Annotated in this window: 12 protein-coding genes; 6 read left to right on the forward strand and 6 right to left on the reverse strand. The window is 71.3% G+C overall.

Annotated elements, in window-relative coordinates:
• Positions 1-52: 52 nt before the first annotated feature.
• Together H5965_RS33800 and H5965_RS33805 are read left to right on the forward strand one after the other, a co-directional pair.
• Positions 53-1,669, forward strand: a complete 1,617-nt coding sequence (locus H5965_RS33800; protein WP_310974846.1) for an acyl-CoA synthetase — start codon at positions 53-55, stop codon at positions 1,667-1,669.
• A 14-nt stretch (positions 1,670-1,683) separates the two neighbouring features.
• On the forward strand, positions 1,684-2,784 hold the full coding sequence (locus tag H5965_RS33805) for a nitronate monooxygenase family protein (protein WP_310974847.1): 1,101 nt from the start codon (positions 1,684-1,686) through the stop codon (positions 2,782-2,784).
• 56 nt (positions 2,785-2,840) lie between these two features.
• Here the strand turns inward: H5965_RS33805 and H5965_RS33810 are convergent, their stop codons facing one another.
• Entirely contained in the window at positions 2,841-3,647 is an 807-nt protein-coding gene (locus H5965_RS33810; protein ID WP_310974848.1) for a serine protease, read from the reverse strand.
• Positions 3,648-3,772: 125 nt separating this feature from the next.
• A complete protein-coding gene (locus H5965_RS33815) occupies positions 3,773-4,984 on the reverse strand; it encodes an amino acid permease (protein WP_310974849.1) in 1,212 nt (403 codons plus the stop codon).
• An 80-nt stretch (positions 4,985-5,064) separates the two neighbouring features.
• Here H5965_RS33815 and H5965_RS33820 point away from each other — a divergent pair, with 80 nt between their 5' ends.
• The 4 genes from H5965_RS33820 to H5965_RS33835 all read left to right on the forward strand — a co-directional run bounded on the left by H5965_RS33820 (position 5,065) and on the right by H5965_RS33835 (position 7,903).
• Complete coding sequence (locus H5965_RS33820) at positions 5,065-5,847, forward strand: GntR family transcriptional regulator (protein WP_310974850.1); 783 nt, start codon at positions 5,065-5,067, stop codon at positions 5,845-5,847.
• A 52-nt stretch (positions 5,848-5,899) separates the two neighbouring features.
• Complete coding sequence (locus H5965_RS33825) at positions 5,900-6,394, forward strand: hypothetical protein (RefSeq protein WP_310974851.1); 495 nt, start codon at positions 5,900-5,902, stop codon at positions 6,392-6,394.
• Positions 6,395-6,493: 99 nt separating this feature from the next.
• A complete protein-coding gene (locus H5965_RS33830) occupies positions 6,494-7,012 on the forward strand; it encodes a hypothetical protein (protein WP_396136971.1) in 519 nt (172 codons plus the stop codon).
• A 204-nt stretch (positions 7,013-7,216) separates the two neighbouring features.
• On the forward strand, positions 7,217-7,903 hold the full coding sequence (locus tag H5965_RS33835) for a hypothetical protein (protein ID WP_310974852.1): 687 nt from the start codon (positions 7,217-7,219) through the stop codon (positions 7,901-7,903).
• 52 nt (positions 7,904-7,955) lie between these two features.
• On the opposite strand, the gene H5965_RS33840 is transcribed toward H5965_RS33835, so the two are convergent.
• The 4 genes from H5965_RS33840 to H5965_RS33855 form a co-directional block, all read right to left on the reverse strand.
• Positions 7,956-9,608 (reverse strand): fumarate hydratase, encoded by a 1,653-nt coding sequence (locus H5965_RS33840; protein WP_310974853.1) that lies wholly within the window; start codon positions 9,606-9,608, stop codon positions 7,956-7,958.
• A 679-nt stretch (positions 9,609-10,287) separates the two neighbouring features.
• Entirely contained in the window at positions 10,288-11,319 is a 1,032-nt protein-coding gene (locus H5965_RS33845) for a sigma-70 family RNA polymerase sigma factor (RefSeq protein ID WP_310974854.1), read from the reverse strand.
• Between the two features lie 288 nt (positions 11,320-11,607).
• Positions 11,608-12,033, reverse strand: a complete 426-nt coding sequence (dtd, locus tag H5965_RS33850) for a D-aminoacyl-tRNA deacylase (RefSeq protein WP_310974855.1) — start codon at positions 12,031-12,033, stop codon at positions 11,608-11,610.
• Complete coding sequence (locus H5965_RS33855) at positions 12,030-13,532, reverse strand: methyltransferase (RefSeq protein ID WP_310974856.1); 1,503 nt, start codon at positions 13,530-13,532, stop codon at positions 12,030-12,032. Before H5965_RS33855 ends, dtd begins: the two co-directional genes overlap by 4 nt.
• Between the last annotated feature and the right edge of the window lie 18 nt (positions 13,533-13,550).

A 13,550-nucleotide genomic window follows, 5' to 3' on the forward strand; every position in this document is an offset into this window, starting at 1 on the left:
CTGAAGGAGCAGTGCCATTGCCCGGAACGATAACATGTTCTACTTTGAGGGCGTGGCACTCAACATCGCGGATCTTCTGGAGCACGCCGTCGACGCCGTGCCGGAGCGCGTCGCGGTCGTGTGCGGCGACCGGCAAGTCACCTTCGCCGAACTGGAGGCGCGAGCCAACCGGCTCGCCCACCACCTCGCCGCGCACGGCGTGGGACACGGGTCCCACATCGGGGTCTATTCCCGCAACTCGATCGAGGCCTTGGAGGCGATGATCGCGGCGTACAAGCTGCGCGCGATCGCCGTCAACGTCAACTACCGCTACGTGCACGGCGAGCTCGTCTACCTCTTCAACGACGCCGAGATCGTGGCCCTGGTGCACGAACGCAGCTACGCCGACAAGGTCGCCGCGGTGCTGCCGGAGGCGCCGAAACTGAAACACGTTGTCGTGATCGACGACGGCAGCGGCGGCGACTACGAGAGCTACGGCGGCGTCGACTACGAGGCCGCCCTCGCCGCGCAGAGCCCCGAACGCGACTTCGGCGAGCGCAGCGGCGACGACCTCTACATCCTCTACACCGGCGGGACCACGGGCTACCCGAAGGGCGTCCTCTGGCGGCAGGAGGACGTCTGGCGCGCGCTCGGCGGCGGGATCAACTTCGTCACCGGCGAATACATCCCCGACGAGTGGACGCTCGCCGAGCAGGGCAAGGCCGGGAGCCTGACCCGGCTGCCCGCCGCGCCACTGATCCACGGCGCCGCGCAGTGGGCCGCGTTCGGCGCGCTGTTCACCGGCAGCCCGGTGGTCTTCGTCCCGCGCTTCGACGCCCACGAGATCTGGAAGGCCGTGCAGGAGCACAAGGTCCAGGTCCTCACGATCGTCGGCGACGCGATGGCGCGCCCGCTCATCGAGGCCTTCCGCGAGGGCGACTACGACGCTTCCTCGGTCGTCGCCGTGTCGAGCCACGCCGCGCTGTTCTCGCAGTCGGTGAAGCAGGAGTTCGTCGAACTGGTGCCGAACGCCGTGATCACCGACGCCATCGGCTCGTCGGAAAGCGGCTTCACCGGGATCGGCATGGTGGCCAAGGGCTCCGACCACAGCGCCGGCCCGCGGGTGAACTTCGGCCAGGACGCCATCCTGCTCGACGACGACGGCAACGTCGTCGAGAAGAAGCCCGGCGCGGTCGGGCTGATCGGCCGCCGCGGGCACGTCCCGCTCGGCTACTACGGCGACCCCGAGAAGAGCAAGAAGATCTTCGTCGAGGTCGGCGGCGTCCGGTACGTCGTCCCGGGCGACTACGCCCGCTACGAGGAGGACGGCACCGTCACGCTGCTCGGCCGCGGCTCCCAGTGCGTCAACACCGGCGGCGAGAAGGTTTACCCCGAAGAGGTCGAAGGGGCGCTCAAGTCCCACCCGGACGTCTTCGACGCGCTCGTCATCGGGGTCCCGGACGAGCGGCTCGGCCAGCGCGTCGCCGCCGTCATCCAGCTCCGGGACGGCGCCGAAGGCGACCTCGCCGCGATCGAAGAGCACGCGCGCGGGCAGATCGCCGGCTACAAGGTGCCGCGCACGGTGTGGCTCGCCGACGAGATCGGCCGCTCGCCCAGCGGCAAGCCGGACTACCCGTGGGCCCAGCGCTACGCCGCCGAGCACGAACCGGCCGCGGCCCAGCCCGTCTGAGGAGGACACCAGAAGTGCGGACACCCTTGTGCGACCGGCTCGGCATCGACCTGCCGATCATCGGGTTCACCCCGTCGGAGCACGTCGCCGCGGCGCTCAGCCGCGCCGGCGGGCTCGGCGTGCTCGGCTGCGTGCGGTTCAACGACGCCGCCGAACTCGACCGGGTGCTCACCTGGATGGACGAGAACACCGGCGGGAAACCGTACGGCGTCGACATCGTCATGCCGGCGAAGGTGCCCGCCGAGGGCACGCAGGTCGATCTGGCGAAGCTCATCCCGGACGGGCACCGCGCGTTCGTCGACCGCGTCCTCGAGGAGCTCTCGGTCCCGCCGCTGCCGGACGACACCGACGAGCGCGCCGGGGTGCTCGGCTGGCTGCACTCGGTCGCCCGGTCGCACGTCGAGGTCGCGCTGAACCACCCGATCAAGCTGATCGCCAACGCGCTCGGCTCGCCGCCGGTGGACGTGATCGGCCAGTGCCACGACAAGGGCGTCCCGGTCGCGGCGCTCGCCGGGAAGGCCGAGCACGCGGTGCGGCACGTCGAAAACGGCGTCGACTTCGTGGTGGCGCAGGGTTACGAAGCCGGCGGGCACACCGGCGAAATCGCGTCCATGGTGCTGGTGCCGGAGATCGTCGACGCGGTCGACGTGCCGGTGCTCGCCGCGGGCGGGATCGGTTCCGGCCGCCAGATGGCCGCGGCGCTCGCGCTCGGCGCCTCCGGCGTCTGGATGGGCTCGATGTGGCTGGCCACCGAGGAGTACCTGCAGACGATGGCCGAGTCGGTGGCGATGCAGCAGGCGCTCGTCGCGGCGACGTCGTCGGACACCGTGCGGACGCGGATCTACACGGGCAAGCCGGCGCGGCTGCTCAAGACCCGCTGGACCGAGGCGTGGGCCGCGCCGGACGCGCCCGAGCCGTTGCCGATGCCGTTGCAGAACCTGCTGGTTTCCCCGGCCCACAACCGGATCCACGCGGCGAACGACCCGAGCGTGGTGTCCATGCCGGTCGGGCAGATCGTCGGCCGGATGGACCGGGTGCGGCCGGTCGCCGACGTCGTCGCGGACCTGGTGAACGGTTACGAGGAAGCGTTGTCCCGCTTGGACAAGACGCGCTGAACGACGAAGGAAGGGCCCCCGCCGCGGCGGGGGCCCTTCCTTTCGTGCGGAAGCGGTTACAGCGTGGCGGCGGCCGCGGCGATCTTCGACGCGAACGTGCTCACCTCGGTGTAGACGCCGGGGGCGTGCGCCCGGGCGCAGCCGTCACCCCAGGAGACGATGCCGACCTGGATCCAGGCGTTGTTGTTGTCCCGGCGGAACATCGGGCCGCCGGAGTCGCCCTGGCAGGTGTCGACGCCGCCGGAGGCGAGGTTGCCCGCGCAGATCTCGGCGCTCGGGATGAGGTCGGGGTAGCTGCCGCCCTGGGCGCGGCAGGTGGCGTCGTCGACGAACGGGACGGTCGCCTTGAGCAGGTACCGCTGCTGCGCGCCGCCTTCGCGGGCCGCGCCCCAGCCGGCCACGGTGAACGTGCCGGTGTTGTACGCGCTGGTGGTCGCGATCGGCATGGTCGACAGCCCGCTCACCGGGCTGGCCAGCTTGATCAGCGCCCAGTCACCGCCGGTCGAGGTGCCGTAGGTGGGGGACTGGTAGACGTAGGTCGAGCGGATCTTCTGCGCGCTGGAGCTCTGCAGGTCCACGACTCCGACGGTCGCCGTGATCGAGGTGTTGGCGCCGGTCCGGCTGACGCAGTGCGCCGCGGTCAGCACGATCTGCTTGGTGTAGAGCGCTCCGCCGCAGCCCATGGAAAGGCGGACCATGAACGGGAATTCGCCCTGGGCGGCCCGCGTTCCGCCGACGACGTTCGTGGACGGCGGCTGGGCGGCGGTGGCGATCGCCGGGGTGGCGAACGCCGCGGCGGCGGCGACCGCGGCGAGGGCGGTGGTGGCGTTTCTGAGCAGGGTGAACCAGCGCTTGGGGGCCAAGGGGATCAGTCCTTCCAGTGTCCACAGTGGAAGCCGTTGCCGAAAGCGGCCTCACGACTACACCAGGTGCGCGCAGATCGGGACAACCGACTTTCTTCGGATCTTTCGGGCGGTTGGGTGATTTCTCACCGGCGGATCCGACGAACGCCGTAGGCCAGACTGCCCAGCAACAACGCGGCGCACCCGGCGAGCACCGACGGCAGGGGGAGACTGAAGGCGAGCACCACGCACCCGGCCAGCCCGAGGACGGCTCGCGCCTTCCCCGGCAGCGTGAGCGCGGCCGCGTTGGCGATCGCGTAGTACGTCAGCACGGCGAAGGACGAGAAGCCGATCGCGGCGCGCAGGTCGATCGACGCGGCGAGCACGGCGACGACGAGCCCGACGGCGAGCTCCGCGCGGTGCGGCACCCGGTAGCGCGGGTGGACGGCGGCGAGGAACCGGGGGAGGTGGCCGTCGCGGCTCATCGCCAGCGTCGTGCGCGAGACGCCGAGGATGAGCGCGAGCAGCGAACCGAGGGCCGCGACGGCCGCGCCGGCCCGGACGACCGGGGCGAGCCACCCCGGGACGGCCGCCGCGACCGGGTCCGGGCTCGCGGCGAGCGCGGCCGGGCCGAGCCGGACGAGCAGCAGCACCGCCAGTGCGGCGTAGACGACGAGGGTGATGCCGAGGGCGAGCGGGATGGCCCGGGGGATGGTGCGGGCCGGGTCGCGGACCTCCTCGCCGAGCGTGGCGAGCCGCGCGTACCCGGCGAAGGCGAAGAAAAGCAGCCCGGCCGCTTCGAGCACGCCCCCGCCACCCGGCCAGGCGACGAGCGGGCCGCCGCTCGACGGCCCGGCGGCCATCGCCACGGCCGCGGCGGTGAGCACGAGCAGGGTGCACGACACGATCACCCGGGTGGCGAGCGCCGACCGGTGCACGCCGAAGTAGTTGACCGCGGTGAGCGCGGCGACCACCGCGACGGCCAGGAGGCTCCGCCACGGCCGGTCGAGCCCCGGCGCGGTGTAGGCGACGACGGTCAGCGTCATCGCGGCGCAGCTGGCCGTCTTCCCGGTGACGAATCCCCAGCCGGCCAGGTAACCCCAGAATTCACCGAGCCTTTCCCGGCCGTAAACGTAGGTGCCGCCGGATTCCGGGTGAATCGCGGCCAATCGCGCCGAAGACGTCGCATTGCAGTAAGCGACGACGGCCGCGAGGACCAATGCGATGAGCAATCCGGCCCCGGCCGCGCGCGCCGCCGGGGCGAACGCGGCGAACACACCGGCCCCGATCATCGAGCCCAGGCCGAGGAAAACGGCGTCGGCCAGGCCGAGCCGCCGGTCGAGTGAAGTCGGGGGCATCCGGGTGATCCTCCAGCGGTCGGCCGTGTTGCGTGCCACAGCGAACCACGGCGCACCGGAAACCGAATAGGGTCGATTCCGTGCCCGCCCCTTCGCGCCATTCCCGCCTGTCCGCCGACGGTCCCGTCCTCGACGGGATTCCCGAACACGGCCGTGTCCCGCGGTACTACGCGGTCAAGGTCGAACTGCTGGCGGTGATCGCGGAACTCGGCGAAGGTGCGGTGCTGCCCACGGAACGGGAATTGTGCGAACGGTTCGAAGTGTCGAGGGCGACCGTACGGCAAGCGGTCGCGGAGCTGGTGCTCGAGGGCAGGCTCAGCCGCCGCCAGGGCAGCGGCACCTACATCGCCGGCCCGAAGCTCGTCCAGCCGCTGGCCCTGGTGAGCTACACGGAGGGGCTGCGGCGCCAGGGCATCCGGCCGGGCCGCACGGTGATCACCCTGGAGCGGCGCCCCGCGGGCAGCGCCCTGGCCGCCGACCTCCAGGTGACATCGGACGCCGAAGTGTTCCACCTCGAGCGCGTCCTCCTGGCCGACGAGGAGCGCGTCGGGCTGGAGTCGACATATCTCCTGGCTGCGCGGTTCCCGGACCTGCTCGACGTGTTCGACCCGGAGCAGTCGCTGTACGCGTGCCTGACCGGCAAGCTCGGCGTCGTGTTCGACGGCGCGGAGGAGCGGGTCGAGACGGTGCTGGCCACCCCGCGCGAGGCGTTGCTGATCGGGACGAACCCGGCGCTGCCGATGCTGCTGACCCACCGCGTCTCGTGGGGCCCGGACGGCGTCCCGTTCGAACGGGTCCGGTCCCTCTACCGCGGCGACCGGCTGAGCTTCACCACCCGGCTGGGCCGGGCGGCTCATCGGTGAGCCGATGCAACCTCGCGGGGGTCCGCTCCGTCTGGCAGGTATGCGTACCACGGTGAAACTGCTGGGTGCGGGCCTGCTGCTGCTCACGGCGACGGCCTGTGCCGCGAATTCCGGCGCCGGCGCCCCGGCGGGCCCCGGCTCGGCGCCCGAGACGCCCTCGACGTCGGTGAGCGTGCCCGGGACCGTGACACCCACGCTCGGGCCGCCGCCGTCCCAGACGGTCGGGCGGCCGACGCAGGGCATCGCCCCGGGTGACGACGTCGTCGCCGAGACGCAGGTCGACGCCCGCTCGCTGCCCGAGGGCTACCCGCGCAGCCTGACCCGCAGCCTCGACGGCCGGACCCTGATCCTGCAGGCCGAGGAGGGTGGCTGCCGCCGCATCTCGGCGCGCGTCGGCGAGCAGACGGCGCAGCAGGTGGTCGTGCTGGTCGCCGTGACGTCGGCGCCCAAGGGACAGCTGTGCCCGGACTACATCAAGGAGATCACGGTCCCCCTCACCCTCGCGGAGCCGCTGGGGACGCGCACGGTCGTCCTCCGCCAGGGCTGACCACCACGAACGCTGGGAGGGTCGCCCCGGGATGCCCGGGAGGCCCTCCCAGACCATTTCCGATGCAACCCCGCGGCATCCCCGTTCCGTCTTGGGGGCATGAGGTACTCAGCGAAGGTGGCCGGGACAGGCGCGCTCCTGCTGATGGTGACGGCCTGCGCCGGCCAGAACATCCCCGCCGGCCGGCCCGCGGCACCCACCGGCAGCGTGTCGACGACGACGGCGTCGCCGTCCGCGTCGCCGAGTGAGTCGGTGCTGCCGGCCCCGCCCGAGCCCAACCCGCCCGGCAAGCCCCGGCTGACCGTGCCCGAGGGCAGCACCCAGGTGCCGGCCGGCCAGATCGACGCGACCGCGCTGCCGGCCGGGTTCCCGCGCGAGGTGTGGACGGCCAACGGTGGCACGGTGCTCAACATCCGCGCCCAGGAGGGCGGCTGCGGGCACGCGCTCGGCGAGGCGGGCGAGCAGGCGGGCGACCACGTCGTCGTCACCCTGAGCGAGACGAAGGCGCAGACCAATCAGATGTGCACGATGGACATCCGGTACCCGGTCATCTCGGTCACCCTGGCCGCGCCGCTGGACCAGCGCAAGGTCGTGCTGAAGAGCACGCCGCCGAAGTAACGGCTCCCACCCCGGCCCCCGGAGAACGTCTCCGGGGGCCGCGTGCTGTCCGCAGTGGACGATCGCCGTCCGGTGGTCCGGACCACGACCTGCGCGTGGTCCGCTCACCGTCGAAGTTGTCGAAAATTGTCGGGCCTTCCGCTGAACCGCCGCCGGGACCGGGCCGTGTCCCGGTTTGAGGTGGCGATCAGAGAGGAGGGGCCCATGCCCCGGTTGAGCAGTGGCCGGCACCGCAAGAAGGCGACCATCGGATTGGCCGCGTTGCTGGGTGTTTCCGGTATCACCGCGACCGCCATCGCGCTGAGCAGTCCCGCGGGCAACGCGGCCGAAGCGCCCAAGGAGAACTGCGGGGGACTCGACACCGCCCTGCAGAACAACCTGAACTTCATCGCGGGCCAGCAGGCGAACCCGGACGCGCAGTCGGCCGCGCGGATCGCCAACCGCCAGGCGGTGGTGGACCTGATCCAGCAGCGGCGGCAAGTTGCGGGCTGCACGGCGAACGTGGCGGCGAACAACGGTCAGGCCGGAGCGGGCAACGGCCAGGCGGCGCCGGGCAACTCCGGCAACGCGCCGGGCAAGGCCCAGGCGCCCGGGCAGCAGCAGAAGCCGGCGCAACCGGCCGCGGGCGACGGCGGCGCGGTCGGCCAGGTCGTGTGCCCCGGTTCGACCGTGACGCTCTCGGGCGAGGGCGGCGCACCGGCCGCGTCGAGCAACCAGTTCCCGGCCGGGACGAAGCTCAAGGTGACCAATTTGGACAATTCGAAGTCCACGACGGTCGAGGTGACGTCGGTGTCGGGCAGCTGCACGCTGCTCAACAACGCGGCCTTCGAACAGGTCCGGGAACCGGGGAAGTTCCTCATCCGGCGCGCGCGGATCGAGCGCGTCGGCTGAGCGCACGGAAAAGGGGACACCGGCGGCGGGCCGGTGTCCCCTTTTCCGCGTCCTAGCGGAAGCTGATCTGCAGCACCGGATCGCCGGTGCTGGCGAAGAAGTCGTTGCCCTTGTCGTCGATGACGATGAAGGCGGGGAAGTCCTCGACCTCGATCTTCCACACGGCTTCCATGCCGAGCTCGGCGTACTCGAGGACGTCGACCTTCTTGATGCAGTCCTGAGCGAGCCGCGCGGCCGGGCCGCCGATGGAGCCGAGGTAGAACCCGCCGTGCGTCCGGCAGGCGTTCGTCACCTGCTTGGAGCGGTTGCCCTTGGCCAGCATGACGAGCGAGCCGCCGGCGGCCTGGAACTGCTCGACGTAGGAGTCCATCCGCCCGGCCGTGGTCGGGCCGAACGAGCCGGACGCGTAGCCCTCGGGCGTCTTCGCCGGGCCTGCGTAGTAGACCGGGTGGTTCTTCAGGTAGTCGGGCATCTCCTCGCCGGCGTCGAGCCGCTCGGCGATCTTGGCGTGCGCGATGTCCCGCGCGACGACCAGCGGTCCGGTGAGCGAAAGCCGCGTCTTGACGGGCAGCTGCGAGAGCTGCGCCCGGATCTCGGCCATCGGCCGGTTCAGGTCGACGGCCACGACGTCGTCGGAGAGGTCTTCCTCGGTGATGTCGGGCAGGAACTGCGCCGGGTCGCGCTCGAGCTGCTCGATGAACACGCCGTCGGCGGTGATCTTGGCCTTGGCCTGCCGGTCGGCGGAGCAGGAGACGGCGATGCCGACCGGGCAGCTCGCGCCGTGCCGGGGCAGCCGGATGACGCGGACGTCGTGGCAGAAGTACTTCCCGCCGAACTGCGCGCCGATGCCGAACTGCCGGGTCATTTCGAGGACCTGCTGCTCGAGGCCGGTGTCGCGGAAGGCGTGGCCGAGTTCGGAGCCCTCCTGCGGCAGGTTGTCGAGGTAGCGCGCGGAGGCGAGCTTCGCGACCTTGAGGTTGAACTCGGCCGACATCCCGCCGACGACGATGGCGAGGTGGTAGGGCGGGCAGGCCGCGGTGCCGAGGCTGCGCAGCTTCTCGTCGAGGAAGCGCGCGAGCCGCTTCGGGTTCAGGACGGCCTTGGTTTCCTGGTAGAGGAACGTCTTGTTGGCGCTGCCGCCACCCTTGGCCATGAAGAGGAACTCGTAGGTCGGGTCCCCGTCCTTGTGGTAAAGCTCGATCTGCGCGGGCAGGTTGGTGCCGGTGTTGCGCTCGTCCCAGAAGTTGACCGGGGCCATCTGCGAATACCGCAGGTTCAGCTGCTGGTAGGCGTCGAAGATGCCCTGCGAGAGGGCCCGCTCGTCGTCCCCGCCGGTGAGGACGCCTTCGCCGCGCTTGCCGATGACGATGGCGGTCCCGGTGTCCTGGCACATCGGGAGGACGCCACCGGCCGAGATGGCGGCGTTGCGCAGCAGGTCCATGGCGACGAACCGGTCGTTGCCGCTCGCTTCGGGATCGTCGACGATGGCCCGCAGCTGCTGCAGGTGTGACGTGCGCAACAGGTGCTGGATGTCGGTGATGGCGGTGCGCGCGAGCGTGGTGAGCGCTTCCGGGGCGATCTTCAGGAAGGTGCGCCCGGCGGCTTCGACGGTCTCGACGCCCTCGTCGGTGACCAACCGGTATTCGGTGGTGGTGTCCTTGCCCAGCGGGAGGACTTCGGTGTGCTGAAACGTGGTGGACGGCACTGCCAGGCTCCTTTGCCAGCTCCGGGATCGGTCCACCCTACGCAGGCGGTTTTCGTGCCGGACAGGTGCACTCGGTCACTGTGGGCCACCCCACGCGTCCATTGGTCGGTTCAGAGGCCCACCACCCCGACGCCCGATTGTGACTACGGCCGGCGGCGCCGCGTCAAGGCGGGAAAGATGCCTTGACCCGGCACCGCCGGCCGTGTTCTGGCTTCGGATCGGGGTTGCGGGGAGGGCTGGGTGGTGTCCGCGGGGGCCTTGGCGTGCCCGTCCCGTCAGGTGCGCGCGTGTCGTCCGCCTGGGTACGCGTGTCGTCCGGCCCGGTACGCGTGTCGTCCCGCCAGGTACGCGTGTCGTCCGCCTGGGTGCGCGTGTCGTCCGTCTGGGGGAAGTGGTCGGGAGGCCGGGTCCACCCCGACGGACCCGACCTCCCGGGGAAAGCTCCCGGGTGCGTGCACACCCGGTTGCGAGGCCTGCGCCGGCACTTCGAGGCTGTCGTGACGCAGGTCATAAGTCAACGCCGCCGAACGGGTGCTGGCGGAGGGTTGCTACCCCGGCCGATCACGGGTGAAACCCGGTTTTCGTGGAAAATTCTCCACTCGCGCCGAATGCCTGGTCAGCGGGTTGCGGAAACGCACGAGGGGCGGGTGCCCACGGCACCCGCCCCTCGAGGGAACGATCAGCTGGCGTAAGCGCGGAGCCGGTCCGCGCGCTCGCCCTGGCGGAGCTTCGACATGACCTCGCGCTCGATCTGGCGGACGCGTTCGCGGGACAGCCCGAAGTGCTTGCCGATCTGGTCGAGCGTGCGCGGCTGGCCGTCGTCGAGGCCGTAGCGCAGGCGGATCACGTGCTGCTCGCGGTCGTCCAGCGTGGCCAGGACCCGGCGCAGGTCGTCCTGCAGCAGGCCCGAGATCACGGCGCTCTCGGCGTCCGTCGCCTCGGAGTCCTCGATGAAGTCGCCCAGAGGGGCGTCCTCCTCGGTGCCGACCGGCATGTCCAGGCTTACCGGGTCACGCGAGTGGTCGAGCAGGTCCGAGATCTTGTGCGCCGGGATGCCCGACTCGGCCGACAGCTCCTCGTGCGTGGCGTCGCGGCCGAGCTGCTGGTGCAGGTCACGCTTGATGCGGGCCAGCTTGTTGACCTGTTCCACCAGGTGGACCGGCAGGCGGATCGTGCGGCCCTGGTCGGCCATGCCCCGGGTGATGGCCTGCCGGATCCACCAGGTGGCGTACGTCGAGAACTTGAACCCCTTGGAGTAGTCGAACTTCTCCACCGCGCGGATGAGACCCAGGTTCCCCTCCTGGATCAGGTCGAGCAGCGGCATCCCCCGGCCGGTGTAGCGCTTGGCGAGCGAGACCACCAGGCGGAGGTTCGCCTCCAGCAGGTGGTTCTTGGCCACGTGGCCGTCACGGACCAGCGCGGCCAGCTCGGTGCGGCGCTTGGCCGTGAGTTCCTCGGCCGTGTCCAGCATGTGCTGGGCGAACACGCCGGCTTCGATGCGCTTCGCCAGCTCGACCTCGTCGGCCGCGGACAGCAGGGCCGTCTTGCCGATGCCGTTGAGGTAGACGCGGACGAGGTCGGCGGCGGGGCTCTGGGCGTCGAGGTCGGCGTCGGTGAGCGCCCCCACGCTCATCGCCGGCTCCTCGGTCGTCTGAGCCGGGATGCGCTCGCGAATCCCGCGCGACTCGCGTTCGAGAGTCTGGACTGACATTCTGCCTCCCCGGTCACGGGCTGAACGTGCTGCTGCGGTCGTCCACCGGGTGCGTACCCGCGGACCGGGGCCTGTGGAACCCGGTACGCCGGTCCGGCCGGCTTGGCTGGACATCTGGCACAACGCTCCGGGTTCCCAAAACGTTCCCGGCTCGTCATAGAAGAAGACGGCTGCCGGAGCGATCCGGTTGCTCAATCAAGGCTGAGCTTTTGCTGAGAACGTTCCGTGACCGGTAAACCTGAGAATTCCATATGAATCCGGCCGGAAACCGAACCGGATCGCAGTGGTCTAGACCTCTACGACAACCGTGAACGGACCGTCGTTCACGCTCGACACCGCCATCATCGCCCCGAACCGCCCGGTCGCCACGGTGGCGCCGCGGCCGCGCAGCTCGGCCACGACGGCGTCCACCAACGGCTCGGCGACCTCCGGCCGGGCCGCCTGCGTCCACGACGGCCGCCGCCCTTTCTTCGTGTCGCCGTAGAGCGTGAACTGGCTCACCACGAGCAGCGGGGCATTCGCCGTGGCGCATGATTCCTCGTCGCGCAACAGCCGCAGTTCGTGCAGTTTGCGCGCCATCGTGGCGGCCTTCGCCGGATCGTCGTCGACGTGAATTCCCAGCAGCACAAGCAAACCCGGTTCGCCGATCGCGCCGACGACTTCGCCGTCCACCGTCACGTCCGCCCGCGTGACGCGGGCCGCGACCGCCCTCACCGGCCCGCCGGGACGAGCATCCCGTGCCGGACGAGCTCCCGGACGACGGGCAGCGCGGCGGCCGCGAGTTCCTCCGACGACAGGCCTTGCGCGGCCGCGAGGAGCTCGATCAGGTCCTCCAGCGGCAGCGCGCCGCGGCAGCCCGCCAGCAGCCGCGTGGCGAGTTCGTCCACCTCGTGCTGCCAGCCCGGCCCGTCGGTGCGGTGCAGCCGCCGGACGGTCGTCGCCCAGCCCTCGTCGCCGGGTTCCTCGACGCTTTCGAGCAAAACCGTGTCCGGCACCACAAACCGGACATCCAGTAAGGAATCACCCGACTCGCGCAGCCATTCCACGCGGTCCAGCCACCCGGCCGCTTCCGGGCCCAGCGGGTCGTCGTAGGCCTGCCGCAGGTCTTCGCAGACCACGGTCGGTGTCCGCCCCGACGCCCGCCGCAGCGTGACGAACCCGAAGCCGATGCCCCGGACGTCGTTGGCGGCGAACCAATCGAGCCACGCCGCCGCCTTCGCCCGGCCCTCGGGCGACCGCGGGTCCAGACCCGCGTCCCGCAGCCACGTGCCCACGTAGAGCGCCGGATCGGCGACGTCGCGCTGCACGAACCAGGCGTCGGTCTCGGCGGGCAGCCAGCGGCTCACCCGATCGGACCAGTCCTCCTTGCCGGTGTGCAACCAGGACGCCAGCAGGTGGCCGGTGCCGCCGTCGTTCAGGAACCCGGGCAGCTGCCGCACGACCAGCGCGCTCGCGTCGTCGCCGGCCAGCCCGGAGTCGCGGTAGGTGTAGTCCACCCGCGCTGGGCCGACCACGAACGGCGGATTGCAGACGACCTGGTCGAACTTCCGCCGCGCGACCGGCGCGAACCACTCGCCGCGGACGAGCTCGACGTCCAGCTCGTTCAGCCGGAAGGTCGCCGCGGCCAGGGCGAGGGCCCGCGCGGAGACGTCGGTGGCGGTGACGCGCTCGGCGTGCCGGGTCGCGTGCAGCGCCTGGACGCCGTTGCCGGTGCCCAGGTCGAGCAGGGTGCCCACCGGGCGGCGGCTCGTCGCGCGGATCAGCGACAGCGACGCGTGGCCGACGCCGAGCACGTGGTCCTCGGGCACGGTGTGGCCCAGCAGGTCGGCGTCGAGGTCCGACACGACCCACCACGAACCCTCTTCGTCGCCGTGCGGCCGGATGTCCAGCGCGGCCCGGTAGCCGTCCGCGACCGGCGCCAGCACCCCGGCGGAGACGGCGTCTTCGGGTGAAAGCGGCGCGAAGGCGGCCTTGACCGCGGTCTCCGGCTCGGTGCCGCCCAGCAGGAACAGCCGGATCAGGGTCCCGAGGTCACCGGCGTCCCGGCTCGCGCGCTCGGCGGGCACCGGCTCGCCGCGGCCCAGCGCCGCGTGCGCGGCCCCGCCGAGGGCGTCGACCACGCCGTCGGCGTCGTAGGAGGTGCGCCGGAAGGCCTCGCGCAGCCGCGCGCAGACGTCGTCGGACAGGTCGGGCAACTCACTTCGCGTGCTCACGGTGGGTAATGCTGCCAC

The sequence above is a fragment of the Amycolatopsis sp. 505 genome (assembly GCF_031625235.1).
In the GTDB taxonomy this organism is placed as follows: Bacteria; Actinomycetota; Actinomycetes; order Mycobacteriales; family Pseudonocardiaceae; genus Amycolatopsis.

What these genes read in the sequence shown, in the direction of transcription:
- H5965_RS33815 (WP_310974849.1), bottom strand. Translation starts at nt 4,984, where the DNA reads ATGCCCCCGACTTCACTCGACCGGCGGCTCGGCCTGGCCGACGCCGTT.
- H5965_RS33830 (WP_396136971.1), top strand. Translation starts at nt 6,494, where the DNA reads ATGAGGTACTCAGCGAAGGTGGCCGGGACAGGCGCGCTCCTGCTGATG.
- H5965_RS33835 (WP_310974852.1), top strand. Translation starts at nt 7,217, where the DNA reads ATGCCCCGGTTGAGCAGTGGCCGGCACCGCAAGAAGGCGACCATCGGA.
- H5965_RS33845 (WP_310974854.1), bottom strand. Translation starts at nt 11,319, where the DNA reads ATGTCAGTCCAGACTCTCGAACGCGAGTCGCGCGGGATTCGCGAGCGC.